The following is a 26,785-nucleotide window of genomic DNA, read 5'->3' on the forward strand; positions in this document are numbered from 1 at the left end:
CGTTCTTGAGCCAGACATGAAGGAAACCGCTGTCATGTTGGACGACAATCTGAAAAGCCAGCTAAAAGCCTACCTGCAGAAGGTCACTCAGCCGTTCGAGATCGTCGCGTCCCTCGATGACGGCGCCAAGTCCAAGGAGCTTCACGGACTGCTCAAGGATATCGAGAGCCTCTGCGACAAGATCAGCCTGCGCCTCGACGGTACGGACGCGCGCAAGCCCTCCTTCGCGCTGAATCGTCCCGGCGAGGACACCGGCCTGGTATTCGCCGGCATTCCGATGGGCCACGAGTTCACCTCGCTGGTATTGGCCCTGCTCCAGGTCGGCGGACACCCACCCAAGGTCAGCGACGACAAGATCGAACAAATCAGGAACCTCGAAGGCGAACTGCATTTCGAGACCTACTATTCGCTGTCGTGCCAGAACTGCCCCGACGTGGTGCAGGCGCTGAACCTGATAGCGATCCTCAACCCGAACGTGCGCCATGTCGCCATCGACGGTGCGCTGTTCCAGGACGAGGTGGAAGCGCGCCAGGTCATGTCGGTGCCGAGCATCTTCCTCAATGGCGAGCCCTTCGACCAGGGCCGCATGAGCCTGGAGCAGATCCTGGCCAAGGTCGACACCGGCGCGGCCAAGCGCGAGGCGGCCAAGCTCAACGAGAAGGCCCCGTTCGACGTGCTGGTGGTAGGCGGTGGCCCGGCCGGCGCCGCGGCGGCCATCTATGCCGCGCGCAAGGGTATCCGTACCGGCGTTGCCGCTGAGCGCTTCGGCGGCCAGGTGCTCGATACCATGGCCATCGAGAACTTCATCTCCGTGCCCTATACCGAAGGCCCCAAGCTGGCCGCGGCGCTGGAAGAGCACGTCAAGGAGTATGAAGCCGACATCATGAACCTGCAGCATGCCGTGAAGCTGGTGCCGGCGGCCGACCAGGGCGGCGAGCATGAAGTGGTGTTCGAGTCCGGCGCCAGTCTCAAGAGCAAGACGCTGATCCTTTCCACCGGTGCCCGCTGGCGCGAGATGAACGTGCCCGGGGAGGCCGAGTACCGCAACAAGGGCGTGGCCTACTGCCCCCACTGCGACGGTCCGCTGTTCAAGGGCAAGCGCGTGGCGGTGATCGGCGGCGGCAACTCCGGCGTCGAGGCAGCCATCGATCTGGCCGGCATCGTCGGGCACGTGACGCTGATCGAGTTCATGGATGAGATGCGTGCCGACGCGGTGCTGCAAAAGAAGCTGCGTAGCCTGCCCAACGTGGAGATCATTCTCGGCGCCCGTACCACCGAAGTGAACGGCGACGGTACCCGGGTCAACGGCTTGACCTTCGAGGAGCGTGCCAGCGGCGAGATCAAGCGGCTCGACCTGGAGGGCGTCTTCGTGCAGATCGGCCTGGTGCCCAACACCGAGTGGCTTACCGACTCGTCGATCGAGCTGTCGCCGCGCGGCGAGATCGTCATCGACGAGCGTGGCATGACCTCGGTGCCCGGCATCTTCGCCGCCGGCGACGTCACCACGGTGCCCTACAAGCAGATCGTTATCGCCATGGGGGAAGGCTCGAAGGCCGCGCTGGGCGCCTTCGATTACCTCATCCGTCACTGACGTCGATTCCGTTACCGACGGGAGCCTCGGTCGCCAGGCGTTCCGCTCGCCGACCCTCGCGCCCCGCAGGCCCTGCCTGCGGGGCGCGTCTTTTATTTCGCTATTTGCGGTCCGACATTCCAACCGGCGTTGAAGCCGATCTCGGCCGTATCGGCCAATAAGAGTGAAACATGCGGCAATATGCGCTAAGGATGATGCGGGGGCACATGAGACCTCACGACTCAATCACAAGCGAAGGAAGGACCGCATGAATCACAACAACAAGCACAGGTGGCCGTTGGCCGTGGCGCTGACGACAACGCTCGGCGCGGGTGGATCGGCCGCCGCCGCCACCCTGGATGACGTGCGCGGGCAGGACCGCGTGAGGTGCGGTGTCAACGCCGCTCAGCCGGGCTTCTCGGCGCTGGACGCGAGCGACACCTATCGAGGCCTGGATACCGATGTGTGCCGCGCCGTTGCCGCGGCCGTGCTGGGCGATGCCGCCAAGGTGCATTTCGTACCGCTCGATTCCGTGGAGCGTTTCACGGCCCTGCAGTCGGGCGAGGTGGACGTGCTGTCGCGAACCACCACCTGGACCTCGACCCGGGATACCACCCTGGGCGTCAACTTCACCGGCATCAGCTACTACGATGGCCAAGCGTTCCTGGTCGCCAGCGACCTCGGCGTGCAGAGCGCGCTGGAGCTGGATGGCGCGGCGGTGTGCACCCAATCGGGAACCACCAGCGAACTCAACCTGGCGGATTACTTTCGCGCCAACGGCATGACCTATGAGGCGGTGGTTTTCGATTCACCCGAGCAATCCATCAACGGCTTCGAAGCGGGGCGCTGCGATGTGCTCAGCTCCGATGCGTCTCAGCTGCATGCCCAGCGCATGCAACTGGGCGATCCCGACAGCGCCGTGGTGCTGCCCGAAATCATCTCCAAGGAGCCCTTGGGACCGGCGGTACGTCAGGGTGACGATCAGTGGTTCAACATCGTCAAGTGGTCGCTTTTCGCGATGATCAACGCCGAGGAGATGGGCATCACCAGCGCGAACGTCGACGAGAGGCTCGACTCCGACAACCCCGACATCGCTCGTCTGCTCGGGCGTGACGGCAACTACGGCGAGGCCATGGGCCTGGAGGCTGATTGGGCCTACCGGATCGTCAAGCAGGTGGGGAACTATGGTGAAGTGTTCGAGCGCAATGTCGGGGCGGGTTCGGATTTCGGTATCGAGCGTGGCCAAAACGCGTTGTGGACCGACGGCGGGTTGCATTATGCGCCTCCGGTGCGCTGAAGCATCCCGGCGCACCTTCATGGGGCTACGGATCAGGCCGGATATTCCTTGGTACGAGCGTTGAATAAGTGTTTTGCCTGCGCTATCCCCGCATTGGAACAAACCTTGCTAAGGTGCTGGCACATGCCCAGGCATGCAGCATTCAAACACAACATAATATGAGGGAACTTTTATGTGCGACAACAAGAATAAGTGGCTATGGCTCACTTCCGCAGCGGCCCTGGCGTTGGGCACCGTCTCCGTGGCAACCGCCGACACGCTCGAGAACACGCTCGAGCGCGGCGCGGTACAGTGCGGCGTCAGCGACGGTCTGCCGGGGTTCTCCGCACCGGACGATCAGGGCGAGTGGCAAGGCCTGGACGTTGACGTCTGCCGTGCCGTGGCGGCCGCGGTATTCGGCGACTCCGAGGCAGTGCGCTACATCTCGCTGAACGCCGTCGAGCGATTCACCGCGCTGCAATCGGGCGAAGTGGACGTGCTTTCACGCAACACCACCTGGACCACTACCCGCGATACCACCTTGGGGCTGAACTTCACCGGCGTGACCTTCTACGACGGTATCGGCTTCATGATCAACAAGGATCTGGGTGTCTCCAGCGCCAAGGAGCTCGATGGCGCGGCGATCTGTGTCCAGTCCGGCACCACCACCGAGCTCAATGTGGCCGACTACTTCCGCGCCAATGGCATGGAGTTCGACCCCATCGTCTTCGACACTTCCGAGCAAACCGTGGGTGGGTACGAGGCCGGCCGTTGCGATGTGCTGACCTCCGACTCCTCGCAACTCGCCGCGCTGCGCATTCAGCTCTCCGACCCGGACCAGTCGGTCATTCTGCCCGAAATCATCTCCAAGGAGCCGCTGGGGCCGGTGGTGCGCCAGGGCGACGACAAGTGGTTCAACATCGTCAAGTGGACGCTGTTCGCCATGCTCAACGCCGAGGAGATGGGCATCACCAGCGAGAACGTCGACGAGATGCTCGAGTCCGACAATCCCGACATTGCCCGCCTGCTCGGCCGCGACGGCAACTACGGCGAGGCGATGGGACTCTCCGCCGATTGGGCCTACAACATCATCAAGCAAGTGGGTAACTACGGCGAAAGCTACGATCGCAACGTGGGCATGGACTCCCCGCTCCAGATCGAGCGCGGTATCAACGCCCTGTGGACCGAAGGCGGCATCCAGTACGCTCCGCCAATCCGCTGATCGAACTGCCCGAGACACCGTATAAGTGCCTCGATCCCACTGCGCCCCGACCTGGACACCCCGGGTCGGGGCTTGACACCTGCTTGACGGATCCAGGCGGAGAGTCCTTTCATGTCCGTTCGACCCAAGGCCCCGTCCGTGGGCACAAAACCGCCTTTCTGGCGTGATCGCGCCAAGCGTGCGCTAACCTTCCAGGTTCTGCTGATCGCCGCGGTCGTGCTCTTCCTGCTCTACATCGTCGGTAACACCCAGGACAACCTCGCGGCCCGCGGCATTACCACCGGCTTCGGTTTCCTGACCAATACCGCCGGTTTCGGCATCGTCCAGAGCCTGATCGACTACTCCTCGCAGAGCACCTATGGCCGTACCTTCGTGGTGGGCCTGCTCAATACCTTGCTGGTTTCCGCGCTGGGGATTCTGGCGGCCACCTTGATCGGTTTCGTCGTCGGTATTGCCCGATTGTCGCCGAACTGGCTGATCGCCCGGCTGGCCAGCGGCTATATCGAGATATTCCGTAACATCCCGCTGCTGCTGCAGATCTTCTTCTGGTATTTCGCCGTGCTGCGCGCCATGCCCAGTCCGCGCGACAGCCTGACGCTGGGCGAGGTGGCATTTCTCAACGTACGCGGCCTGTTTCTTCCCGAGCCGCAGTTTCTGTCCGGCTTCGGGCTGATTCCGCTGGCCCTGGGGATCGCCGTCGTGGCCAGCATCGTGCTGCTGATCTGGAACAAGCGCCGTCACGAGGCCACCGGCAAGCGCCTGCCGGCGGGCTGGATCTCGCTGGGGCTGGTCGTCGGCCTGCCGCTGCTGGTGCTGGTTATCACCGGCGTGCCCGTGACTTGGGACGTACCGGAGCTGCGCGGCTTCAACTTCCGCGGTGGCTTTACCGTGATCCCCGAGTTCCTGGCGCTGTGGCTGGCGCTATCGATCTATACGGCGTCGTTCATTGCCGAGATCGTGCGTTCCGGCATCCAGGCGATTCCCCACGGCCAGACCGAAGCGGCACAAGCGCTGAGCCTGCCGCAGAACCTGGTGCTGCGTCTGGTGGTGGTGCCCCAGGCGCTGCGCGTGATCATTCCGCCACTGACCAGCCAGTACCTCAACCTGATCAAGAACTCCTCGCTGGCCACGGCTATCGGTTATCCGGACCTGGTCTCGGTGTTCGCCGGTACCACCCTCAACCAGACGGGGCAGGCGATCGAGGTCATCGCCATGACCATGGCGGTCTACCTCACCATCAGCCTGTTGGTGTCGATGTTCATGAACTGGTTCAACGCCCGCGTGGCGCTGGTGGAACGCTAGGAGAGGCGCCATGACGATTCAGCACAAAATGATCGAGGCGCGTCCGGCGCCCAAGAGCACTGTCGGTCCGCTCGCCTGGCTGCGCGCCAACCTGTTCAGCGGACCGGTGAATACCGTCTTCACCCTGCTGGGCCTCTACCTGCTCTATCTGTTGCTGGTGCCCACCATCGAATGGGCTTTCATCGATGCCGACTGGATCGGGACCACTCGCGACGACTGCTCACGCGAGGGGGCCTGCTGGGTGTTCGTCAAGGCGCGACTCGGTCAGTTCATTTACGGCCTCTACCCGCGCGACGAAATCTGGCGGGTCAACCTGACCTTCGGCGTGTTCGCGGTATTGATCGCCTGGCTGATGATTCCGCGCCTGCCCTTCAAGCGTTGGGTGGCAGCGGCCACGTTGCTGGTGTTTCCCATCTTCGCCTTCTTCCTGCTTTACGGGGGAAGTTTCGGGCTACCGCTGGTCCAGACCCACCGCTGGGGCGGCCTGATGCTGACGCTGGTGCTGGCCGTGGTGGGCATGGTCGGAGCGCTGCCCATCGGCATCGTGCTGGCGCTGGGGCGACGCTCGCAGATGCCCATCGTCAAAAGCTTCTGCGTGGTCTTCATCGAGTTCTGGCGCGGCGTGCCGCTGATTACGGTGCTGTTCATGGCGTCCGTGATGCTGCCGCTGTTCATGCCGACCGGCGTCAGCGTCGACCGCCTGATTCGCGCCTTCATCGGCATTACCCTGTTTCAGAGCGCCTATATGGCCGAAGTGATCCGTGGCGGGCTGCAGGCGATTCCCCGTGGCCAGGAGGAGGCGGCCGCGGCGCTGGGCATGAGCTACTGGCTGCGCATGGGCCTCATCGTGCTGCCCCAGGCGTTGAAGATGATGATTCCCGGCATCGTCAACACCTTCATCTCGCTGTTCAAGGACACCACCCTGGTCATGATCATCGGCCTGTTCGACCTGCTGGGGATCGTGCAGGCGGCACTGTCGGATTCCCGCTGGCTGGGCTTCTCCCTGGAGGGGTACGTGTTCGCCGCGTTCATGTTCTGGATCTTCTGCTTCAGCATGTCGCGCTACAGCCAGTACCTCGAGCGGAAGCTGCACACCGGCCATAAGAGATAGGACGAAAACAATGAACGAACAGGCGACACAGGCCGGCAACGCGGCCCCCATGGTCGAGATGCGTGGCGTCAACAAGTGGTACGGCGACTTTCATGTGCTGCGCGACATTGACCTCGAGGTCCGGCGCGGCGAACGCATCGTCATCTGCGGCCCCTCGGGCTCGGGCAAGTCGACGCTGATTCGCTGTATCAACCATCTCGAGGAGCACCAGGCGGGCGAGATCGTGGTCGGTGGCGTTCCACTGACCCAGGACGTCAAGCGCATCGAGCAGGTTCGCCGCAGCGTGGGCATGGTCTTCCAGCACTTCAACCTCTTTCCGCACCTCACCGTGCTGGAGAACTGCTGCCTGGCGCAGACATGGGTGCAGAAGAAACCACGGCGTGAGGCGGAGCGGCTTGCCATGCAGTATCTGGAACGGGTCAAGATTGCCGAACAGGCGCGCAAGTATCCCGGCCAGCTCTCCGGCGGTCAGCAGCAGCGCGTGGCAATCGCCCGCTCACTGTGCCTGCATCCCGAGGTGATGCTGTTCGACGAACCCACCTCGGCACTCGATCCGGAGATGATCAAGGAAGTGCTCGACGTCATGGTCGAGCTGGCGGAGGAGGGCATGACCATGCTCTGCGTGACCCATGAAATGGGCTTCGCCAAGACCGTGGCCGATCGCGTGATCTTCATGGACCAGGGCCAGATCATCGAGGAGAACGCGCCGGAGCCGTTCTTCAACAACCCGCAATCCGAGCGTACCCAGCTCTTCCTGAGCCAGATTCTCGGTCACTGACCGATGCGCGTGGCCGGAGTCCGCGCCTGTGTGCGGACCCGGTCGCACCGGGACTCGCCATGCACCATGACATGGATGACAGCGATGTCCGTCCGAACGGCCGCCGCTAGCCGCCGGTGCCTTGCGGTTTCAGCGGCTGTGCCGGACGCATGATCCGAGCGTTGCCAAGTACGCTGGGTTCGGTCTCGAGCGGACGCGCCTCGCTGGTCCAGGCCGCCTCGGTGCCATGCACGGCGGGCCGACGTTCGAACGAGCGAGTCACCACGTCGCGCGGGGTGAAGCCCACCCGGGCCTCGAGATGATGCGGCAGCAGGCATAGCTCGACCAGCAGGCGCAAACCCAGGGCGACGGCCAGCCATAGCCCGACGCCGAGCGCCAGGGTCGGCCAGGCCGTTGCCCAGCCGGTGGTGTCGAACCAGGGGCTGCGGGGCAACAACCAGAACGCCGCGGCGCCGAGCAGGGCGACCTGCAGCAGACAGTGGGATACGAGCAGGGTGCCGCGAGACAGCGGGCGGCGGGGAAACAGGAACTGGCGCATCGGAATCCTCCCGGGAACGCATCGCGTTACGATGTACGTGTCGACATCCATGCCGGATACCCGATGCTACCCCAGAAGTTCGCGGCGGTCAGCTGTTGCCTTTTGCAAGCAAAGGTAACGCTCACTCCAGCATAGTGACGCCGGCCGGCAACAGCGCCTCGCGATCGCGGTGTTCGCTCAGCAGGCGACCCTCAAGCGCGGTGAGCAGAATCTGCAGCGGATCCCCGTGACTGACCAGGAGGATGGTCTCGTCGCGCAGGGCACTTTCCAGGGAGCCGATCACCCCCTGCATGCGGGCGGCGACACTGGCGACACTTTCAACACCGTATTCGCGATGTTCCGGATTGCGGACATCCAGTGCCCAGACATCGTGGTAATGTCGATCCGAGCCCCCTTCGAACTGGCCGAACTCCCGCTCGCGCAGGCGCGGTTCCGGCTGCGTTTCGAGGCCGAAGTGAGCGGCCACTCGCTCGGCGGTCTCGGTCGTACGCAGGAAATCCGAATGCAGAATGCGCGTGGGGACGGGCCAGCACCAATCGGCAAGCCGTGTGTCGAGTTCCTGCACTCCTTGACGGGAAAGGCCGAATGCGAGGAGTCCTTGGGCCGGCGTGCTGATGATGCGCTGCTGGGCATTGGCCTGGCTGTGGCCATGACGCATCAGGAGATAGCGATTGTGTCGCCGGGGCGGGTCGGGCTGTAACGGGATTGACATGGTATTGTCATGCTACCTAGATTGAAGGTCTGGTTTCGTTTGCGACCATTGCTGTGCCCGAATGTTCGCTTCCGAGCAGAACGTTGCGCCAGCGATAGGCCGCTTTCGCCTAGTCTGGATACATATAACAACCGAGCGCATAGAGAGTCACGCCATGATAGACGACAAGAACCTGTTTCCTCGCCCCCTTTCCATGCTGGCCTTCGCCTCCTTGCTACCCCTGGCGTTGTTCGTCTCGGCCCCTTTGCAGGCCCAGGACGACTGCGAGCGTGGCGATCTGGACAGCCTCTACTGCGACGAGGATGGCGATCTGGTGGCCGATCGTCCCGAGGACGAATCGGAGTGGGTCGATCCGGATACGCTGATTTTCGCTTATACCCCGGTGGAAGACCCTGCCATCTATGGCGACATCTGGCAGCCGTTCATCGACCACCTGCAGGAGGTGACCGGACGCGACGTGCGCTTCTTCGCCGTGCAGTCGAACTCGGCCCAGGTAGAGGCGATGCGCAGTGGGCGCCTGCACATTGCCGGTTTCTCCACCGGCCCCACGCCGTTCGCGGTCAACCTCGCCGGCGCCGTGCCCTTCGCGCTGATGGGCTCCGACGACGGCCAGTTCGGTTATACCCTGCAGGTCTACACGCATGTCGATTCGGACATCGAGGAGATGGAGGACCTCAAGGGCAAGCGTGTCGCGCACACCTCACCGACCTCCAACTCGGGCAACCAGGCGCCCCGCGCGCTGTTCCCCGAACTGGGTGTCGTGCCCGACGAGGATTACGAGGTGATCTACTCCGGCAGCCACGACCAGTCGATGCTGGGCGTGGTGGCGCGCGACTACGACGCTGCGCCGGTGGCCTCGGAGGTGGTCGAGCGCATGGCCGACCGCGGCCTTTACGACCCGGAAGAGGTGCGCATGATCTTCGAGTCGGACCGCTTCCCGACCACGTCCTACACCTACGCGCACAACCTGCATCCCGACCTGGTCGACAAGATCGAGGAGGCCTTCTTCAGCTTCGAATTCGAAGGCACCGAGTTGGGAGAGGAGTTCGACGGCGTCGAGAAATTCATCCCCATCAATTACCAGGAGCACTGGAAGGTCATCCGCACCATCCAGGAAGCCAACGGGGTCGAGTACACCCCCGAGAACCTGGAGCAGGAGTGAGCCTCGTGCCCCCGGCCAGGCCGGGGGCACGCTCCATGTATGGCATGAGGGGATGGAATGCTGGAGATATCGAAGCTGGTCAAGCGCTACGGCAATGACGAGCCGGTGCTCAAGGAGCTCGACCTGGTGGTGGAGGGCAGCAGTGTCGTCTCCATCGTCGGCGCCTCCGGGGCCGGCAAGAGCACCATGCTGCGTTGTATCAACCGCCTGGTAGAGCCCACCTCGGGCTCGATCCGGCTCAATGGCACCGAGCTGGTCAACCTGCGCGGCGGGGCGCTGCGGCGGGCGCGGCGCAAGATCGGCATGGTTTTTCAGGGCTTCAACCTGATCGACCGGCTGACGGTCATGGAGAACGTGCTCGCCGGCCGGCTCGGCTACGTGAGCCTCTACCAGGCGGTGACCCGGCGCTATCCGCAACAGGATATCGAGCGCGCCTTCACGCTGATGGAGCGGGTGGGCATCGCGCACTACGCCAACAAGCGCGCCGATGCCCTTTCAGGAGGCGAGCGCCAGCGGGTCGGGGTGGTGCGGGCGCTGATGCAGGAACCGGAGATTCTGCTCGCCGACGAACCGACGGCCTCGCTCGATCCACGAACCTCCGAGCAGATCATGAAGCTGCTGCAGAGCCTGGCGCAGGAGCTTTCGCTGCCGGTACTGATCAATATCCACAACGTTGCCCAGGCCAAGGCCTACACCGAGCGCATCGTCGGACTGCGCCACGGCAAGATGATCTTCGACGGCGCCCCCGGCGACTTCGGCAAGGAGGCGCTGGACGCCATCTACGGCGGTATCGAGGCGCCCGAAGAGGAGATCACCGCCGCGCCATCGCGAACGTCCAGCGAAGGGGTGTCGCATGGCCAGATCTGACTCCGCCCGGAGCGCATCGCCGGCGCGTGTCTGGCACAAGCCGCCGTTCATTGCCAATCCCTGGCTGCGCTACGGGCTGTGGCTCGGCGTGCTGATCTATCTGGTATGGGCGCTGGGTAGCCTGCCGTTCAACTGGGAGCGCATCAGCGAGGGACTGCCTCGTGCCTCACGCATCTTCGGTGGCGGTTTTCCGCCGGATTTCTCGCGCAGCGGGCTGCTGCTCACCGGCTTCAAGGAGAGCCTGCAGATCGCCATCCTGGCCACGCTGCTGGGGGTGCTGTTGTCGATTCCGTTCGCCGTGATGGCAGCCAAGAACATCGTACCCAAGCCGGTCTACCTGTTCGGGCGCGCGGTGATCATCGTCTCGCGCAGCTTCCACCCGGTGATCGTCGCCATTCTTTTCGTTGCCGCGGTGGGCTTCGGCCCGTTGGCCGGGATACTGACGCTGACCGTCTATTCGATCGGTTTCGTCGGCAAGCTGCTCGCCGAGGAAATCGAGGAGATCGATTGGGGGCAGGTCGAGGCGATGAAGGCTACCGGGGCGGGCTATTTCGCCATCCTGGTCTATGCCGTGTTCCCGCAGATTCTGCCGCGCCAGGTGGGCCTGTCGATGTATCAGCTCGACAGCAACCTGCGCGCCTCCGCGGTGGTAGGCATCGTCGGCGCGGGAGGGATCGGGGCGACGCTGATGAACGCCTTCGGCCGTTACGACTATGACTTCGCTTTCGCCATCCTGCTGGTGATCATTGCCATGATCCTGGTCAGCGAGGGCATCAGCGGCTGGATAAGGAAACGCATATGGTAGACCACGCCGCTTCTCCGGCACCGCGGGTATGGCAGCGCTACGACCGCCGCCAGCGCCTCGTGCGCTTCTTCCTCACCCTGCTGTCGCTGACGCTGATCGTGTGGGCGGTGAGGGACATCGACATCTTCTGGCCCTGGGTATGGGATGCGCCCAACCAAATCTCGAACCTCGGCGCGCGTATGTGGCCACCCGACCCGAGGCGGCTGAGCGAGATCGCCTCCGCCATGGTCGAGACGGTGCACATCGCCACCCTGGCGACCATGCTCAATGTGTTCATCGCCCTGCCGGTGGCCTATATCGCCGCGCAGAACACCACGCCCAACCGTGCCTGCCTGTGGCTGGGGCGCTTCATCCTGGTGGCCAGTCGCTCGGTAAACACCATCATCTGGGCGCTGCTGTTCGTGGCGATCTTCGGCCCGGGGGTGCTGGCCGGGATCCTGGCGATCATGTTCCGCTCCATCGGCTTCGTCGGCAAGCTGATGGGCGAGGCCATCGAGGAGATCGATCGGCGGCCGGTGGAGGCCATGGAGGCCACCGGCGCGTCCAAGCTCAAGGTGGTGGCCTATGCCATCGTGCCCCAGGTGATGCCGGCCTTCTTCGCCATCGTCATCCTGCGCTGGGATATCAATATTCGCGAGTCCACTGTGCTTGGGCTGGTCGGGGCAGGGGGCATTGGCGTGATCCTGCAGGGCTCGATCGACACTTTCGCCTGGCGCACCGTGGCCACCATCCTGCTGGCCATCATCGCGCTGGTACTTTTTGGCGAGGCGGTAACCAGCTGGCTGAGGCGACGCGTGATCTAGGTTGGTTGACCCTATCCGCAGGGCTTGCCATGTTGATCAAGGAAGAAGGATCGCCTGTGGGCTATTCCATCCATCAGCAGCAAGGAGAGGCTATGACAACCTATATCGTGGTCGCTGATGCCGCTCGGGCGCGCGTGTTCACCCGCGATGCACGTAAGCTGGAAGAGAAGGAGAACCTGGTGCACAGCGAAGGGCGCCTGCACGAAGGAGATCTGGTCACCGGTACCACGGGGAGTGTCGACGAATCGACATCCCACACGCGGCGTGCCAGCCGTGGCGACAGCGTGGCCCTGGATCATGAGGCGGAACTCTTCGCCAAGGAAATTGCTCAGCGCCTCTACCAGGCTCGCGTCGGTAACGACATGGAGAAGCTGATCCTGGTAGCCCCGCCCCGCTTTCTCGGGGTATTGCGCGACAAGCTCGATGCGCCCACGAGCAAGCTGGTCCTGCATTCCGTCGACAAGGACCTCACCAAGGCCTCGCTGGCCGACATCCAGGAAGCGGTCAGCGACCTGCGCTGACTCTTTTCGCCTCAAGCTGCGGGCGCTCTTGCCGATAGAGGAGACAGGTCGCGCGACATTCGTGCGGCATCGCATCCCTCCCAGCGAGAGCGCCCATGCAAGTCAAATCGATCCGTCAGTTCATTCTCCTGCTGGCCGGCCCCTGCCTGCTGGTCGTGGTGGCGGCTCTGGTCCTCTATGGCCTGTTCTCCTCCGCGCGAACCCAGCAGACCGTCGAAACCCACACCCGCGAGCTGCTCGAAGACGCCATCGGCACGCGTCTGGCGGTGCTGGCCGATGCCGAGGCCGGACGCATCCAGCGAGAGCTCGAACATGCCCTGACACTGGCCACCCAGTTGGCCGACCTCAATGCCTTGATGGGACAGCATGACGTCAGCGGACGCAGCGCCATGACGCTGAGTCGCCGCGAACTCTCCAACCTGGTGCGTCAGACGGTGATCGAGAACCCCTCGCTGCTGGATGCCTTCATCGGTTGGGAGCCGGATGCCTTCGGCCGCGATACGCTGTATGCCGACCTCGGCGAGGCGGAGGGCTACGACGGCAGCGGCCGCTTCATGCCGTGGTGGTATCGCACCGGCGAAGACTCGGTAGAGGTGCTGCCGCTAGGCGAGACCATGGAGAGCGAGGCCCCCCTGGCAAGCGGGGTGCGTGAGGGCGAGTACTATCTATGCCCGCGCGAGACGCTCGCTCCCTGCATCATCGACCCGGCGCCCTACGATTATGGCGGCGAGACCCTGATGGTGACCTCGTTCAACGTGCCGATCCTGGTTGACGGGGAGTTCCGCGGCGTGGTGGGCGCCGACCTGTCGGTGGACTTCATTCAGCAACTGCTGCTGCAGGCCAATAGTGACCTTTATGCTGGCGCGGGTGAAATGGCCCTGATCGCCGGTCGCGGTGGGCTGGTAGCGCATACCGGCGACACCGCCCGGCTCGGGGCGGCAGCGGAGGAAGCCTTCTCCGGCGAGGTCATGGGCGCCATCGACCGGGCGCGCGAGCAGGGAACCGGCGTGAGCCTGACCCGGGACGGCATGCTGGAGCGCTACCAGCCGTTCACCATCGGCGCTAGCGAGGCACCCTGGACGCTGCTGATTCGCCTGCCCGAGGCGGCTGTGATGGCCGAGCTGGCAACGCTGCAGGAGGGACTGGGCGAGCAGCGCCGCGCCGACACCCTGGGCATGGCGATGGTCGGCCTGTTGCTGGGGGCACTGGGCCTCGCGGCACTGTGGTGGGTCGGCACCCGGGTCTCGCGTCCGCTGCGCCTGCTGGCCGAACGCATGCGCGAGATCGCCACCGGCAACGGCGACCTGACCCAGCGGTTGCCGGTGCGCGGTCGCGACGAAGGCGCCGAGCTCGCCGCCCAGTTCAACGCCTTCGTCGACAAGATCCATGACGTGCTGCTCGACGTGCGCGAGAGCAGCGAGTCGGTGCGCCTGGCGGCCAGCGAGATCGCCAGCGGTGGCGAGGACCTCTCGCGGCGCACCGAGCAGGCCGCCGCCAGCCTGCAGCAGACTTCGGCCTCGATGGAACAGATCTCGGCGACCGTCGAGCACACCTCGGCCTCGTCGCGCGAAGCCAACGGCCTGTCGAAGTCGGCGGCCGATGTGGCGCAACGTTCGGGCGAGACGGTGGGACAGGTCGTCGAAACCATGAGCGAGATCAGCCAGGCCTCCGGCAAGATCGGCGAAATCGTCAAAGTCATCGACGGCATTGCCTTCCAGACCAACCTGCTGGCGCTCAATGCGTCGGTCGAGGCGGCGCGGGCCGGCGAGCATGGCCGAGGGTTTGCCGTGGTCGCCGGCGAGGTGCGTCAGCTCGCCACCCGCAGTGCGGAGGCTTCGCGCGATATTCGCATGCTGATCGAGGCCTCGACCCAGCGGGTCGTCACCGGCACCGAGCTAGTGGGACGGGCCGGCGAGACCATGGGCGAGCTGATGGCCAGCGTCAACCGGGTAGCCAGCATGCTGAACGAAATCAGTGTGGCGGCACGTGAACAGAGCGACGGTATCGGCCAGGTCAGCGTGGCGGTCGCCGACCTGGATCGGATGACCCAGCAGAATGCGGCGCTGGTGGAGGAGTCGACCACCGCCGCCGAACGCCTGAGCGAACAGGCCGACCGCCTGGCCCGAGTGGTGGGCGGCTTCACGCTGCGCGGCAACACGCAAAGGTTACGCTAAGGCACCGTGGGCAGGTCGATCTCGTCGCTGCGCTGGGCGCCTTCGGTCATTTGCCGGCACAGGCGCAGGAACTCGCGCATGCCAGTGGCCAGGTATTTGTGGCGATGCCAGATGAAGGCAAATTGGCGACTGAGATCGAGTTCGGGGGTGGGAATCGGTATCAAACTGCCGCGGCGAAAGGCGTCGCGTAGCGCCAGCCGCGACACGCAACCGATGCCGAGCCCGGACTCCACCGCGCGCTTGATACCCTCGGTATGCTCCAGCTCGAGCAGGATGTTGAAGCGTCCACGGCGGTGACGCGCGGCCTGCTCCAGGGTCAGGCGGGTGCCAGACCCTTGTTCGCGCATGATCCACGCCTCGCGCAACAACCGATCGAGCTCTACCGGCCCGCCACCGGCCAGGGCATGGCGAGGCGAACAGAAGACCACCAGCTCGTCTTCCACCCAGGGCTGGGTGATGACGTCCTCCTCTTCGCAGCGTCCCTCGATCAGCCCGAGGTCGAGTTCGTGATGGCGTACCCGATCGATGATCGCCTGGGTATTGCGCACCTGAAGACGCACCCGGCTGCCCGGGTGGCGCTGCATGAAATCGCTGATCAAGAGCGTCGCCAGGTAGTTGCCGATGGTCAGGGTGGCCCCCACATCGAGCGAACCGATGCCCCGCTGGCCATGCAGCAGTTCCTCGATCTCTTCTGCGCGATCGAGCAGAGCCACGGCCTTGGGCAGCAGTTGAAAGCCCAGCGCATTGAGGCGCAGGCGCTTGCCGATCCGATCCAGCAGCTGGCAGTCGAACTGCCGCTCGAGCTCCGCCAGTGCGGTGCTGGTGGCCGACTGCGACAGGGATAGCGCCCGTGCGGCGTGGGACACGCTTTCTTGCTGGGCCACAGCGACGAAGACTTCCAACTGGCGCAGGGTGAAATGCATGGGAGATGGGCTCTGGTTTGATCTATATCATTAGTATAGATAAACGATATCCATACAATCCAATTAACAGATAAACCTGACGCTCTTATAATCCAGCTAAACCATATTGCCTTAGGCGTTATTCGCTACTGGAATATCAAGGAGCCGGCATGAGCAAGTTTGCCTTGGAGGACGTGCTCAGCGTCCACCACTGGAACGATACCCTTTTCAGCTTCCGTACCACGCGTGAGCGGAGCCTGCGTTTCAAGAACGGCCAGTTCGTGATGATCGGCCTCGAGGTCGAGGGCAAGCCGCTGATGCGGGCCTATTCCATCGCCAGCCCCAACTACGAGGACCACCTCGAGTTCTTCAGCATCAAGGTGCCAGACGGCCCCCTGACCTCGCGCTTGCAGCATCTCAAGGTAGGCGATCAGATCATGGTCAGCCGCAAGCCTACCGGTACGCTGGTCACCGACGACCTGCTGCCGGGGCGCAACCTCTACTTCCTCTCTACCGGCACCGGGCTCGCGCCGTTCATGAGCCTGATACAGGATCCGGAAGTCTACGAGCGCTTCGAGAAGGTGATTCTGGTGCATGGAGTGCGCAGCGTCAGCGAACTCGCCTATGCCGACTTCATCCAGAAGGAGCTGCCGGCGCATGAATACCTGGGCGACGACATCCGTGAGAAGCTGGTCTACTACCCCACCGTGACCCGTGAGGAATTCCACACCATGGGGCGCCTCACCGACCATATCCGCAGCGGCAAGCTGTTCGAGGACACCGGTGTGGCGCCGATGGACCCGAAGCAGGATCGCGCCATGATCTGCGGCAGCCCGGCCATGCTCGACGAGACCAGTGCGCTGCTCGACGACCTGGGCTTCAATATCTCGCCGCGCATGGGGGAGCCGGGGGATTATGTCATAGAGCGCGCCTTCGTCGAGAAGTAAGAAACGACGCTCGCTCATGTTTCGGTCTAGCCAAAAGACTCACGGTTCTACGCCGTGGGTTTTGGCATGCCTGGGTGGGCTTGCGCCTTATACCGCATCCTTGCCGGTTTCACCGGTGCGGATACGAATCACCTGTTCCAACGGGGTGATGAAAATCTTGCCGTCGCCGATCTTGCCGGTATTGGCCACTTGGGTGATGGCATCGATAACCTGCTCGGCCATCTCATCGTCGACGGCGATTTCGACCTTCACCTTGGGCAGGAAGTCGACCACATACTCGGCGCCACGATAGAGTTCGGTATGCCCCTTCTGCCGGCCGAATCCCTTCACTTCGGTCACGGTGATGCCCTGGACCCCGATTTCCGAGAGCGACTCGCGAACGTCGTCGAGCTTGAATGGCTTGATGATGGCGGTCACCAGTTTCATGGTCTGATTCCTCGTATCCGTAGAGAGCGGCGGGGTGGCCGCCGCAGTATGAGACCTCGTTGGGCTCAAGCATACACCGCCATTGACAGGAAGAAAAAAGGCTCCCGGGCAGGGAGCCTTGTAGAGTCATCAGGCGCTTACTCGACGTGAGGTTGCTGGCCGATGGGCGCGGCGGCACGGTAGCCGGATTGCGGACGTCCGCCTCCGCCGCCATACACCCTGGCGACGCTGAACTCGGGATAGGCCTCCATGCCGCATTCGACGAGATCGACCCCTTCGTACTCTTCCTCTTCGCTGACCCGTACGCCCATGATCGCCTTGAGCGTCAGCCATACGGCAAGACTGGCGGCGAAGACCCAGACGAAGATGCTCAGCGCGCCGATGATCTGAGCGCCGAAGCTGGCATCCGCGTTGGATAGCGGCACCGCCAGCAGGCCCCAGAGACCGGCCACACCGTGGGCGGAGATGGCGCCGACCGGGTCGTCGATCCTGAGCTTGTCGAGGGTCACAATGGCGGCCACCACGATCAGGCCACCCACGCCGCCGATCAGCGTGGCGCCCAGCGCCGAGGGAGCCAACGGCTCGGCAGTGATCGATACCAGGCCAGCAATGGCGCCATTGAGAGCCATGGTCAGGTCGGCCTTGCGGAACCACAGCTTGGCCAGGACCAACGCGGCGATCACTCCGCCGGCCGCGGCGGCATTGGTATTGACCAGCACTTGGGCCACGTTGTTGGCCGAGGCGACATCCGAGAGCTTGAGTTCGGAGCCGCCATTGAAGCCGAACCAGCCCATCCACAGGATGAAGGTGCCTACCGTGGCCAGTGGCAGGTTGGCGCCGGGGATGGCGTGAATGCTGCCGTCCTTGCCGTACTTGCCCTTACGCGGGCCGAGGACCAGCACGCCGGCGAGCGCTGCGGCGGCACCGGCCATGTGCACAATGCCGGAGCCGGCATAATCGGAGAAGCCCACGGCGTCGAGCCAGCCGCCGCCCCAGGTCCAGTAGCCGGATACCGGATAGATAATGCCGGTCATGACCACGGCGAAGGCGAGGAAGGCCCACAGCTTCATGCGCTCGGCCACGGCACCGGAAACGATCGACATCGCGGTGGCGACGAACACCACCTGGAAGAAGAAGTCGGCCCGCATCGAATAGTAGGGAGCGTCGTCGCCGCCGGCGGTAACGGCCTCGACCCCGTTTTCGCCGCCGATCAGCACGCTCAGATTGGGCAGGATGCCGCCCGCGTCGCTCGAGTACATGATGGCGTAGCCCACCAGCAGGTACATCGTGCAGGCGATGGCGAACAGGGCGATATTCTTGGTCAGGATCTCGGCGGTATTCTTGGCACGCACCAGGCCGGCCTCGAGCATCGAGAAACCGGCGGCCATCCACATCACCAGCACGCCGCAGATCAGGAAATAGAAGGTGTCGAGCGCGTAGCTCAGCTCAGCAAGGTCACTCATGGGAATCTCTCCGTTGTGCTTGTTGTGGCATTACACGGCGTCGGCGCCGCGCTCGCCGGTTCGGATGCGGATCACATCCTCCAGCGGGGTCACGAAGACCTTGCCGTCGCCGATCTTGCCGCTGTTGGCGGCGCTGCAGATGGCGTCGAGCACGCCCTCCAGTCGCGAGTCGTCCACGGCGACCTCGACCTTCACCTTGGGCAGAAAATCGACCACGTACTCGGCGCCGCGGTAGAGTTCGGTATGACCCTTCTGACGGCCGAAGCCCTTGACTTCGGTGACGGTGATGCCCTGTACGCCGTTGTCGGCCAGTGCCTCGCGCACGTCGTCGAGCTTGAATGGCTTGATGATGGCAGTAATGAGCTTCATCGCGTTTCTCCCTGCTGGATTAGGGGGCGGCGAAGTTCGCCGGCCGGCTATACCACGCGATATGCTCAGACCATGCCAGATTGGCCGATTATTACCCGCAAACAGGCGGTTGCGGGCGCGTTCGCCCGGGAGATGCGCTGCGATGGCGCATCGCCAGCCACCACTCTGCACCAGGCTGGTGCTGGCCGCGGTGCAAGTGCGCCACGACGGGGCGGGAGAATCGAATGCGTCGGGCCGGGCCCTTGCGTATCCTGTAGGCAACGACTCGAGCACAGGAGAAACGCACCATGGCGAACCAGGACCCTATCAGCCGGCTGGCGCAGCAGCTGGGCGAACGCCTTCAGGGAGCGGCCCAGGCTCCGGAGGAGTTTCAGAAGGGCGTGCAGCAGATCGTGCGCGGCGCCTTCGATCGCCTGGAGCTGGTCTCGCGGGAGGATTTCGACATCCTCATGGACGTGATGCAGCGCACGCGCATCCGGGTCGAGGCGCTGGAACAGCAGGTGGCCGCGCTGGAAACGGCGCTGGCCGCGCGCGACACCCCTGCGCCACGGGCGACCCTGGAACATCCCGGGAACGGCAAGGAAGACGAGACCGGGGTGATCGACCCCGATCGCTGAGCCAGCGTCGAGCACCCGCTGCGGCACAGTGCTAGTATCTAGGCCTTACGCTAATTAACTGCGAGGGACCGCACGATGCTGGCGATCATTGCCACGCGGGCCGGCCTGGGACTGGAAGCGCCCGAGGTACAGGTCGAAGTACACCTGGCCAATGGCCTGCCGGGAATGACCCTGGTCGGCCTGCCCGAGGCCGCCGTCAAGGAGAGCCGCGAGCGGGTGCGCAGTGCACTGGTCAACGCCGGCTTCGATTTCCCCAACACCCGTCGAATCGTGCTCAACCTGGCGCCCGCCGATCTGCCCAAGGTCGGTGGGCGCTTCGACCTGCCCATCGCGCTGGGCATCCTGGTGGCCTCCGGTCAGCTGCCTGGCGAGGCACTCGAGAGCATCGAGAGCGTCGGCGAACTGGCGCTGGACGGTCGGCTACGCCCGATTACGGGGGTACTGCCGCTGGCCATGGCGGCGCGCCGGGCGGGCCGCAAGCTGATCGTGCCGCGCGAGAACGCCGACGAGGCGGCGCTTGCCGGAGACCTGCAGGTGCTCCCCGCCGACCACCTGCTCGATGTGATGGCGCATTTGCTGGGGCAGACGCCGATCGCTGCGCATCGCCTCGCGGTGCCGCCCGTCGCCGATGGCATCGAAGGCGATCTCGCCGAGGTGCGCGGGCAGCACCAGGCGCGCCGCGCGTTGGAGATCGCCGCGGCCGGCTCGCACAACCTGCTGTTTGCCGGTCCTCCCGGTACCGGCAAGACCATGCTGGCCAGCCGGCTGCCCGGCATCCTGCCGCCGCTCACCGAGGACGAGGCGCTGGAGGTGGCCGCCATCCGCTCGGTGTGCGGCCTGCCGCTGGCCGAGCAGTGGGGGCGACGGCCGTTTCGCGCTCCCCATCATACTGCCAGCGCCGTGGCCCTGGTCGGGGGCGGCTCCTGGCCGCGCCCGGGCGAGATCTCGCTGGCCCACCACGGCGTACTGTTCCTGGACGAACTGCCCGAGTTCAGTCGTCACGTGCTCGAGGTGATGCGCGAACCGATGGAGTCGGGGCGCATCCATATCGCCCGGGCCAATCACGAGCGGCGCTTCCCGGCGCGCTTCCAGCTGGTGGCGGCGATGAACCCTTGTCCCTGCGGTCACCTGGGCGACCCGCGCCAGGCCTGCCAGTGCTCCGCGGCGCAGATTCAGCGCTACCAGTCACGGCTCTCCGGGCCGCTGCTCGACCGTATCGATCTGCAGATCGAAGTACCGGCGTTGCCGCCGGAGCAGCTTACGTCTCGCGATGTGGGCGAAAGCTCGGCCGAGGTGCGTGCTCGGGTCATGGCGGCGCGCGAACGGCAATACGCACGGGGTGCACTCAACGCCCACCTGGGCGGTCGCGAGCTGGAGGCGGCCTGTGCCCTGTCGACGGAGGATCGCGCCTGGCTGGCCGGCGTGCTCGAACGGCTGCGGCTCTCGGCGCGCGCCTATCATCGCGTGCTGCGGGTGGCGCTTACCCTGGCCGATCTGGCAGCCAAGCCGCATCCCGAGCGCGGCGAGCTGATGGAGGCGATCGGCTACCGCCAGCTCGATCGCCAGTTGCGCCAGGGTTGAGGAAGGACGCAGCGGGGCTACGCTGAAGAGCGGGTCGCCATGGCGATGGCGCCCGTAGGCGACCATCCCCAGGGAGGTGCCATCCTGTTGATGAAGAGAAGCACCGATTGATGCTGAGCGTTTTCTAAGCAGGCTTCAGCATGAGAAAAAGCTGCTAAGCATGCGGGCGCAAGCATCTTTTCTGTATAGAAGGTAAAAACTCAGATGTCAGGTGTCTAATTTTAATTAAACCTCTTGCGAAAAGTTTAAATGATAGTTCGATGCTCGACCTGTTCACACGGTCGTGGCCTTCCTGCTCCAGTGCACAGGATTAGGCATGAGACAATTCTTATGAGTAAGTAAGCGTTCCTCCATCCAGGCTGTAAGAAAATGCTTACATGTCGTTCGGCAACCATGTCGGCAGCGTCCCTGCTGGGCTTCAATCTCTGAGATTAAGCTCGCTGACCCCACCAAAGAGCAGATACATAAGACGCAAAAATTAGGCGTCCTAACTAATTATTGCTAGTCTTTAAGCGCTAGAGCACAGGATGTTAGCTGATCATCTTTCAGCCAAGGAGCGTTAAAAAAATGTTGACCACAATATTGCTTTGCATAGACCTCTCCCCTGCTTCTTTTTTCACACCGCTATTTCGCGGGCAGTGCCATGAATGCCCTGAGCGAACACAAAATGCTAAGGGAACCCTAGGGAAACCCGTCTGGCGGCCTACTGCCCCCTTTTAAATTCTTCAGAACAAGTCATTGGTCAGTCATAGGTTCCTGCGTAAAAAGGAGAAAAAATGTATGAACAAAGTACATCGCACCCTGTGGAGCCATGCTCGCCAAGCATGGGTAGTAGCTTCAGAATACGCACGCGGGAACGGCAAACCGGTCTGTGGCAAGGCTGCCGTTGCTGGGCGTCTGCACAAGGCTACATGGCTAATAGCGGCTACCGTGGGGCCTGGCATACACAACGTTACCGCATATGCGTTCGATTATACGGCCTCTAATGAAGCAGAATTGCGTAGTGCCATTGCTCAAGCAAACGCAAGTGGTGACAGTAGCTCTACTATTGAGCTCACTTCCAGCATTGCCTTATCGGACCCCGTCCTGCCGGATGTGGCGGCTGGGCGAATCGTGACCATTGATACTGGCGCTTTCACTCTGACTGCGCAAACCGCTCCTCTTAATTCGCCGGGTAAAGGAGCAACATTTGGAAGTGGAAGCATAGTGCTCCAAGGCAGTGTAGTAGGCGGCAGCACGACCTCTAGCACCTCAGCCGAAGCAGTGGCCAAAGGCGGAGATGGGGTGACTGCAAACGGTGCAGACATCACTAACAGGGCTACCGTGACAGGAGGCGACGGTGGTTCTCGCTTATACTCGAACCAAGCCCGAGCCGGAGACGGTGGCAGCGGCATGACGTTGTCAAACAGTTCCTTGACCAATGCTTCGACCGGTTCCATTTCGGGGGGAGATGGGGGTTCTGTGGATGTAAGCAATATGCCGACCAGCGGAGGTAGCTCGAACTCTGGAAATGGTGGCATTGGTGTTCAGATCACAGATGGCATGTTGAACAACGAAGGCCTCATAAGTGGGGGCGAAGGCGGCAGTCCCGCGAACAGCCCTGCAGGTGGCGACAATCAGTGGGCTGGGATTGGGGGTACAGGGGCAATTCTTATAGGAGGAGATGACCACAACAATAGTGGCACGATCATTGGGGGAAATGGTGGTACAGGTTCAAATCTGGGTGGATCGGGGCACGGTGCGGGCGGTGTAGGGGTAAGGCTGGCCGATGGTAGCTTGAACAATACATCGACCGGGTCAATTAGTGGTGCCGATGGAATTGCAGGCGGCGGCTCTGTAGTCGGAACAGGTAGCGCGGGTGGCAACGGCCTCGAACTCTCGAACGCCACTTTACGGAACGAAGGAACAGTCACCGGTGGTGATAGCGCTGCCTCGGTAGGGGCTCAAGGAGGTGGCATAGGCATCACTGGCTCAGATGCCACAATCATTAACAACGGCCAGATCACAAGTGGCCGTAATGGCGACGGTGGCTTGGCCTATGCCATCCATTTCACCGGTGGAACGAATTCGCTCGAATTGCATAGCAACTCGACCATCACTGGCAATGTCCTGGCCGCTACAACTGCGGATACGCTGGCGTTAGGCGGGAGCGCTAACGGCATCTTCGACACCGACCTAATTGGCGTTCAATACCAGAATTTTGGCGTTTTCAACAAGACAGGTACGAGTACCTGGGCGTTGACCGGGGCAACGAGCGAGGTGACATCATGGAACTTGCTCGAAGGCAAGCTTTCTGTCAGTGACGATAGCAGCCTGGGGGACGCTGCGGGAGAATTGAATTTTGACGGCGGCATTCTCCAAATCACGGGCACGACTTTGGACCAGACGGCGCGCACCATCAACTGGGGCGCAGCAGGCGGCGGTTTCGACATCGTCGATGGAGCTAACACATTTATCGTCGATCAGGCGCTGGTGGGCGGGGGGCCGCTTTCCAAAGAGGGTGCGGGCACGTTGGTGTTGACCGCTGAAAACTCCTACAGTGGCGGCACCCGCATAGAGGCTGGCGTGCTGCAGCTGGGTGATGGCGGGAATAGCGGCCGCATATCTGGCGACGTGCTGAACAATGGAACGTTGCTTGTGGACCGAGCGGATTCTCTTGCCATTGGAGGCACGATCTCTGGCAATGGCGCTCTGGTTCAGGACGGCAGCGGCACAACGATACTCAGCGGTGACAATACATACAGCGGCGCCACGAACATCAACCAAGGTACCTTACTGGTCAATGGCGACCAGTCAGCCGCGACCGGGACGGTCACTGTGGCAAGCGGCGCTACGCTTGGCGGTAGCGGTGAACTAGGGGGAACAGTAACAGCTCTGAATGGCGGTCGCATCTCGCCTGGAAACAGCGCAGGCACACTCACCATGGGAAACCTGGCCTTATCCAGCGGCTCCTTCCTAGACTTCGAACTTGGTGCCAAGAATATTATCGGTGGAACGCTGAATGACCTGCTTGAAGTCAACGGCGACCTGACGCTGGATGGAACCCTGAACGTAGACCTGACACCAGGCGGAGCCTTCGACCCGGGTATATACCGTGTCATCAACTATTCGGGGGGGATGACCAATAACACGCTGGATCTAGGCACACTGCCAGCTGGCACGGCACCCGGCGACGTTTATATCCAGACGGAAGTGGCTCAACAAGTAAACCTCATCAACACGAATGGCTTGACCCTTCGCTTCTGGGACGCGCAGGGCCCTAATAACGGTCTTTATGATGGAGGAGATGGCACTTGGTACGCCACAACCACCACTAACTGGACTGACAGCGATCCTGCGTTAAATAACGCATGGACAGATAATGCCTTTGCCGTTTTTCAAGGGCCCAAAGGAACCGTCACGGTAGATGACAGCCTAGGGACCATTAATTTCTCAGGAGGGCAATTCATCACCGACGGCTACGTCATAAATGGACCGGGTACGTTGACCACGAACACAGCGGATACCGTAATCCGAGTGGGTGACGGCACGGCAGCAGGACAGACTACCAGCGCCACGATAAACGCCAACATCGCCGGTACCGGGGGGCTGATGAAATCCGACGTCGGCACGCTGGTGCTAGGGGGCGAGAACAGTTACACGGGCGGCACCACAGTTGCGGCTGGTACATTGCAGGTCGCCAGCGATGCCAACTTGGGCGCAGCCAGTGGAGAGTTAAACCTTGATGGCGGCACGTTGAGCATCAGCCAGGATTTTGATTCGGCACGTGAATTCAATGTACTGACTGGGGGCGGCGTTATTGATACCCAAGCAAATACCGTCGGTTTGAGTGGGCCATTATCTGGCGCAAGCAACTGGAGCAAGCTAGGTAGCGGCACTTTGAAGCTATCAGGCACTAACAATACAACCGGCAGGGCTACGGTTGCGGAAGGCACGCTCGCAGCTGGTGCTGCGGGCGCCTTTGGCCCAGCTGCCTCATATAATGTTGCCACAGGCGCTACGCTTGACACCGCCGGCTTTGATCAGTTGATCGGCGATCTAACTAACGCAGGCACCGTGTCGCTCATCGGTGATGTGCCGGGCTCAACGTTAACGGTGCAGGGCGACTATATAGGCAACGACGGCTTGTTACGCATGAGTACTAAACTAGGAGCCGATGACAGTGCAACGGACCGTTTGGTCATAGACGGCGGTACGGCCAGCGGGACGACGATGGTTGAGGTAGTAAACTTGGGCGGCCTTGGCGCTCAGACTACTGGTGATGGCATCGAGCTGATTAGTGCAATTAATGGCGCCACCACGACAGCGCAGTCAACACAGGATGCGTTTGCGCTGAATAGTGGCCACCTTGCTGCAGGCGCATTCGAATATCGCCTATTGCCAGGTGATGCTGGGGGCGCCGGTGAAAACTGGTATCTGCGCTCCACTTTGGCCAACCCGAGCACACCGACGAAACCGAGCCCAGTCACTTATCGCCCTGAAATCGCCTTGAACGCTGTGCTGCCTAGCATGCTGACACATTCTGATATGACAATGTTAGGCACGCGACACCTGCGCCTAGGCGACGACGGCAGTGGGACACCTAAAACCACTACCGACCTATCGCAGCGCGTCTGGGCGCGGTACATACATAACGAGCTTGAGAACCGTCAGAGTGGTACCGTCTCTCCGAATAACGAAACGGAGTACTCAGGCGTGCAACTTGGCTTGGACCTCCTGCACAACGGCAGCGAGCGCTTGGGTCTGTATGCAGGTCGTCTGGAATGGAATGGCGAAGTCAACGGTTTTGCCAGCGGTGTGAGTAATAACTCGGTCGGCGATCTGGCAGGTCATAGCAATTATGCGGGCACGTACTGGATACACACAGGCGAGTCGGGCTGGTATAGCGACCTTGTGTTGCAGTACGGCTGGCATAATGGCGATGCGAGTTCCAACGGTGGTAGCGAGAACAGCTTGGATGGAAACAGCTTGATGGCCTCGCTTGAAGTGGGGAAACCTTTTGCCCTCAATGCAAGCTGGGGCCTGGAGCCACAAGCGCAGGTCATCGTCGGAAGACAAGACTTGGATACCGCCTCGATTTCCGCAGCAAAAATCGTGCATGAAACGGACACGACCATGACTGGTCGCCTAGGCCTTCGCTTGGTAGGAGACTTCCAGACCAATCACGGACGAGTGCAACCCTATGGGCGGATCAACTTGTGGCATGGCTTGAACGGCACGGACGAAATGCTTGTATATGGTCCGGGAGGCAGCACAACCATCGATACCAAGCGCGGTTATACCTCAGGTGAAGTCGCTGTGGGTGCCACTTGGTCAGTCAGCGACCGCATAAATTTTTATGGTGAAGTAGGCCGTCTGGAAGACGTGGGAGGCAACCAAGAGATTAGCTCGTCATATAATTTGTCCGCCGGGGCACGAATTACCTGGTGAATCGCTATGGACAAGCTGGACAGGGAACCAGCTTGTCCCACTTGCCGCTATGTCTTACATCGCAGCAGAAGCGAGAATACCTTGCCGCCGTCCTGTGCCTGTCGGTGGAAGACCGCGCCTGGCTGGCGAGCTGATGGAGGCGATCGGCTACCGCCAGCTCGATCGCCAGTTGCGCCAGGGTTGAGGAAGGACGCAGCGGGGCTACGCTG

The 26,785-nt window shown here is 62.5% G+C and carries 22 protein-coding genes; 16 read left to right on the forward strand and 6 right to left on the reverse strand.

Translation table 11 applies throughout. The annotated features are described in order from the left end of the window. The first annotated feature begins 34 nt into the window (after nucleotides 1-34). The 6 genes from ahpF (at nucleotide 35) to F0A17_RS16495 (ending at nucleotide 7,259) form a co-directional block, all read left to right on the forward strand. The gene (gene ahpF, locus F0A17_RS16470) at nucleotides 35-1,591 is read left to right on the forward strand and encodes an alkyl hydroperoxide reductase subunit F (protein ID WP_149329442.1); all 1,557 of its coding nucleotides are present in this window, start codon (nucleotides 35-37) and stop codon (nucleotides 1,589-1,591) included. Between the two features lie 247 nt (nucleotides 1,592-1,838). Beyond that, entirely contained in the window at nucleotides 1,839-2,867 is a 1,029-nt protein-coding gene (locus F0A17_RS16475; RefSeq protein ID WP_149329443.1) for an amino acid ABC transporter substrate-binding protein, read from the forward strand. A gap of 172 nt (nucleotides 2,868-3,039) precedes the next feature. Further along, the gene (locus F0A17_RS16480) at nucleotides 3,040-4,068 is read left to right on the forward strand and encodes an amino acid ABC transporter substrate-binding protein (RefSeq protein ID WP_149329444.1); all 1,029 of its coding nucleotides are present in this window, start codon (nucleotides 3,040-3,042) and stop codon (nucleotides 4,066-4,068) included. Between the two features lie 111 nt (nucleotides 4,069-4,179). Next, on the forward strand, nucleotides 4,180-5,370 hold the full coding sequence (locus F0A17_RS16485) for an amino acid ABC transporter permease (protein WP_149329445.1): 1,191 nt from the start codon (nucleotides 4,180-4,182) through the stop codon (nucleotides 5,368-5,370). Nucleotides 5,371-5,380: 10 nt separating this feature from the next. Continuing rightward, on the forward strand, nucleotides 5,381-6,481 hold the full coding sequence (locus F0A17_RS16490; protein ID WP_149329446.1) for an amino acid ABC transporter permease: 1,101 nt from the start codon (nucleotides 5,381-5,383) through the stop codon (nucleotides 6,479-6,481). Nucleotides 6,482-6,530: 49 nt separating this feature from the next. Further along, a complete protein-coding gene (locus F0A17_RS16495) occupies nucleotides 6,531-7,259 on the forward strand; it encodes an amino acid ABC transporter ATP-binding protein (RefSeq protein WP_149329567.1) in 729 nt (242 codons plus the stop codon). Between the two features lie 106 nt (nucleotides 7,260-7,365). On the opposite strand, the gene F0A17_RS16500 is transcribed toward F0A17_RS16495, so the two are convergent. Both F0A17_RS16500 and F0A17_RS16505 read right to left on the reverse strand, forming a co-directional pair. Further along, on the reverse strand, nucleotides 7,366-7,797 hold the full coding sequence (locus F0A17_RS16500) for a hypothetical protein (RefSeq protein WP_149329447.1): 432 nt from the start codon (nucleotides 7,795-7,797) through the stop codon (nucleotides 7,366-7,368). 121 nt (nucleotides 7,798-7,918) lie between these two features. Beyond that, nucleotides 7,919-8,509 (reverse strand): histidine phosphatase family protein, encoded by a 591-nt coding sequence (locus F0A17_RS16505; protein ID WP_228716938.1) that lies wholly within the window; start codon nucleotides 8,507-8,509, stop codon nucleotides 7,919-7,921. 154 nt (nucleotides 8,510-8,663) lie between these two features. Here F0A17_RS16505 and phnD point away from each other — a divergent pair, with 154 nt between their 5' ends. The 6 genes from phnD (at nucleotide 8,664) to F0A17_RS16535 (ending at nucleotide 14,841) form a co-directional block, all read left to right on the forward strand. Beyond that, nucleotides 8,664-9,671: a phosphate/phosphite/phosphonate ABC transporter substrate-binding protein gene (gene phnD / locus F0A17_RS16510; protein ID WP_149329448.1), complete on the forward strand. Its 1,008-nt coding sequence runs from the start codon at nucleotides 8,664-8,666 to the stop codon at nucleotides 9,669-9,671. A 57-nt stretch (nucleotides 9,672-9,728) separates the two neighbouring features. Then, nucleotides 9,729-10,538 (forward strand): phosphonate ABC transporter ATP-binding protein, encoded by an 810-nt coding sequence (gene phnC / locus F0A17_RS16515; RefSeq protein ID WP_149329449.1) that lies wholly within the window; start codon nucleotides 9,729-9,731, stop codon nucleotides 10,536-10,538. After that, nucleotides 10,525-11,343: a phosphonate ABC transporter, permease protein PhnE gene (gene phnE / locus F0A17_RS16520; RefSeq protein WP_149329450.1), complete on the forward strand. Its 819-nt coding sequence runs from the start codon at nucleotides 10,525-10,527 to the stop codon at nucleotides 11,341-11,343. The genes phnC and phnE (F0A17_RS16520) overlap by 14 nt, the downstream gene beginning before the upstream one ends. Then, a complete protein-coding gene (gene phnE, locus F0A17_RS16525) occupies nucleotides 11,337-12,146 on the forward strand; it encodes a phosphonate ABC transporter, permease protein PhnE (protein ID WP_149329451.1) in 810 nt (269 codons plus the stop codon). The genes phnE (F0A17_RS16520) and phnE (F0A17_RS16525) overlap by 7 nt, the downstream gene beginning before the upstream one ends. Before the next feature lie 92 nt (nucleotides 12,147-12,238). Next, nucleotides 12,239-12,667, forward strand: a complete 429-nt coding sequence (locus F0A17_RS16530; RefSeq protein WP_149329452.1) for a host attachment protein — start codon at nucleotides 12,239-12,241, stop codon at nucleotides 12,665-12,667. Between the two features lie 95 nt (nucleotides 12,668-12,762). Continuing rightward, complete coding sequence (locus tag F0A17_RS16535) at nucleotides 12,763-14,841, forward strand: methyl-accepting chemotaxis protein (protein WP_149329453.1); 2,079 nt, start codon at nucleotides 12,763-12,765, stop codon at nucleotides 14,839-14,841. Here F0A17_RS16535 and F0A17_RS16540 read toward each other — a convergent pair. Further along, nucleotides 14,838-15,764, reverse strand: coding sequence for a LysR family transcriptional regulator (locus F0A17_RS16540; RefSeq protein ID WP_149329454.1), 927 nt, complete (start codon nucleotides 15,762-15,764; stop codon nucleotides 14,838-14,840). The two genes, F0A17_RS16535 and F0A17_RS16540, sit on opposite strands and share 4 nt — an antisense overlap. Nucleotides 15,765-15,913: 149 nt before the next feature. Between F0A17_RS16540 and F0A17_RS16545 the strand changes: the two genes are divergently transcribed. Then, nucleotides 15,914-16,690 (forward strand): ferredoxin--NADP reductase, encoded by a 777-nt coding sequence (locus F0A17_RS16545; RefSeq protein WP_149329455.1) that lies wholly within the window; start codon nucleotides 15,914-15,916, stop codon nucleotides 16,688-16,690. An 87-nt stretch (nucleotides 16,691-16,777) separates the two neighbouring features. Here F0A17_RS16545 and glnK read toward each other — a convergent pair whose 3' ends face one another. From glnK to F0A17_RS16560, 3 genes are all read right to left on the reverse strand, one after another. Next, nucleotides 16,778-17,116 (reverse strand): P-II family nitrogen regulator, encoded by a 339-nt coding sequence (gene glnK, locus F0A17_RS16550; protein ID WP_149329456.1) that lies wholly within the window; start codon nucleotides 17,114-17,116, stop codon nucleotides 16,778-16,780. Nucleotides 17,117-17,253: 137 nt separating this feature from the next. Further along, on the reverse strand, nucleotides 17,254-18,579 hold the full coding sequence (locus tag F0A17_RS16555) for an ammonium transporter (protein WP_149329457.1): 1,326 nt from the start codon (nucleotides 18,577-18,579) through the stop codon (nucleotides 17,254-17,256). Between the two features lie 30 nt (nucleotides 18,580-18,609). Then, nucleotides 18,610-18,948, reverse strand: a complete 339-nt coding sequence (locus F0A17_RS16560; RefSeq protein ID WP_149329458.1) for a P-II family nitrogen regulator — start codon at nucleotides 18,946-18,948, stop codon at nucleotides 18,610-18,612. Nucleotides 18,949-19,235: 287 nt separating this feature from the next. Between F0A17_RS16560 and F0A17_RS16565 the strand changes: the two genes are divergently transcribed. The 3 genes from F0A17_RS16565 (at nucleotide 19,236) to F0A17_RS16575 (ending at nucleotide 26,576) form a co-directional block, all read left to right on the forward strand. After that, nucleotides 19,236-19,565, forward strand: a complete 330-nt coding sequence (locus F0A17_RS16565) for an accessory factor UbiK family protein (RefSeq protein ID WP_149329459.1) — start codon at nucleotides 19,236-19,238, stop codon at nucleotides 19,563-19,565. 75 nt (nucleotides 19,566-19,640) lie between these two features. Next, nucleotides 19,641-21,146: a YifB family Mg chelatase-like AAA ATPase gene (locus F0A17_RS16570; protein WP_149329460.1), complete on the forward strand. Its 1,506-nt coding sequence runs from the start codon at nucleotides 19,641-19,643 to the stop codon at nucleotides 21,144-21,146. A gap of 780 nt (nucleotides 21,147-21,926) precedes the next feature. Beyond that, nucleotides 21,927-26,576, forward strand: a complete 4,650-nt coding sequence (locus F0A17_RS16575; protein ID WP_149329461.1) for an autotransporter outer membrane beta-barrel domain-containing protein — start codon at nucleotides 21,927-21,929, stop codon at nucleotides 26,574-26,576. Nucleotides 26,577-26,785 lie beyond the last annotated feature (209 nt).

It is taken from the genome of Billgrantia pellis, assembly GCF_008297955.1.
In the GTDB taxonomy this organism is placed as follows: domain Bacteria; phylum Pseudomonadota; class Gammaproteobacteria; order Pseudomonadales; family Halomonadaceae; genus Halomonas; species Halomonas pellis.

Excerpts from the sequence above, each read along its gene's own strand:
- F0A17_RS16490 (WP_149329446.1), top strand. The coding sequence starts at position 5,381 with ATGACGATTCAGCACAAAATGATCGAGGCGCGTCCGGCGCCCAAGAGC.
- F0A17_RS16540 (WP_149329454.1), bottom strand. The coding sequence starts at position 15,764 with ATGCATTTCACCCTGCGCCAGTTGGAAGTCTTCGTCGCTGTGGCCCAG.
- F0A17_RS16505 (WP_228716938.1), bottom strand. The coding sequence starts at position 8,509 with ATGTCAATCCCGTTACAGCCCGACCCGCCCCGGCGACACAATCGCTAT.
- F0A17_RS16475 (WP_149329443.1), top strand. The coding sequence starts at position 1,839 with ATGAATCACAACAACAAGCACAGGTGGCCGTTGGCCGTGGCGCTGACG.
- F0A17_RS16530 (WP_149329452.1), top strand. The coding sequence starts at position 12,239 with ATGACAACCTATATCGTGGTCGCTGATGCCGCTCGGGCGCGCGTGTTC.
- F0A17_RS16575 (WP_149329461.1), top strand. The coding sequence starts at position 21,927 with ATGAACAAAGTACATCGCACCCTGTGGAGCCATGCTCGCCAAGCATGG.
- F0A17_RS16570 (WP_149329460.1), top strand. The coding sequence starts at position 19,641 with ATGCTGGCGATCATTGCCACGCGGGCCGGCCTGGGACTGGAAGCGCCC.
- F0A17_RS16545 (WP_149329455.1), top strand. The coding sequence starts at position 15,914 with ATGAGCAAGTTTGCCTTGGAGGACGTGCTCAGCGTCCACCACTGGAAC.
- phnE (WP_149329451.1), top strand. The coding sequence starts at position 11,337 with ATGGTAGACCACGCCGCTTCTCCGGCACCGCGGGTATGGCAGCGCTAC.
- ahpF (WP_149329442.1), top strand. The coding sequence starts at position 35 with ATGTTGGACGACAATCTGAAAAGCCAGCTAAAAGCCTACCTGCAGAAG.
- F0A17_RS16555 (WP_149329457.1), bottom strand. The coding sequence starts at position 18,579 with ATGAGTGACCTTGCTGAGCTGAGCTACGCGCTCGACACCTTCTATTTC.
- F0A17_RS16480 (WP_149329444.1), top strand. The coding sequence starts at position 3,040 with ATGTGCGACAACAAGAATAAGTGGCTATGGCTCACTTCCGCAGCGGCC.
- F0A17_RS16535 (WP_149329453.1), top strand. The coding sequence starts at position 12,763 with ATGCAAGTCAAATCGATCCGTCAGTTCATTCTCCTGCTGGCCGGCCCC.
- F0A17_RS16560 (WP_149329458.1), bottom strand. The coding sequence starts at position 18,948 with ATGAAGCTCATTACTGCCATCATCAAGCCATTCAAGCTCGACGACGTG.
- phnE (WP_149329450.1), top strand. The coding sequence starts at position 10,525 with ATGGCCAGATCTGACTCCGCCCGGAGCGCATCGCCGGCGCGTGTCTGG.
- phnC (WP_149329449.1), top strand. The coding sequence starts at position 9,729 with ATGCTGGAGATATCGAAGCTGGTCAAGCGCTACGGCAATGACGAGCCG.
- F0A17_RS16485 (WP_149329445.1), top strand. The coding sequence starts at position 4,180 with ATGTCCGTTCGACCCAAGGCCCCGTCCGTGGGCACAAAACCGCCTTTC.
- F0A17_RS16565 (WP_149329459.1), top strand. The coding sequence starts at position 19,236 with ATGGCGAACCAGGACCCTATCAGCCGGCTGGCGCAGCAGCTGGGCGAA.
- F0A17_RS16495 (WP_149329567.1), top strand. The coding sequence starts at position 6,531 with ATGGTCGAGATGCGTGGCGTCAACAAGTGGTACGGCGACTTTCATGTG.
- phnD (WP_149329448.1), top strand. The coding sequence starts at position 8,664 with ATGATAGACGACAAGAACCTGTTTCCTCGCCCCCTTTCCATGCTGGCC.
- glnK (WP_149329456.1), bottom strand. The coding sequence starts at position 17,116 with ATGAAACTGGTGACCGCCATCATCAAGCCATTCAAGCTCGACGACGTT.
- F0A17_RS16500 (WP_149329447.1), bottom strand. The coding sequence starts at position 7,797 with ATGCGCCAGTTCCTGTTTCCCCGCCGCCCGCTGTCTCGCGGCACCCTG.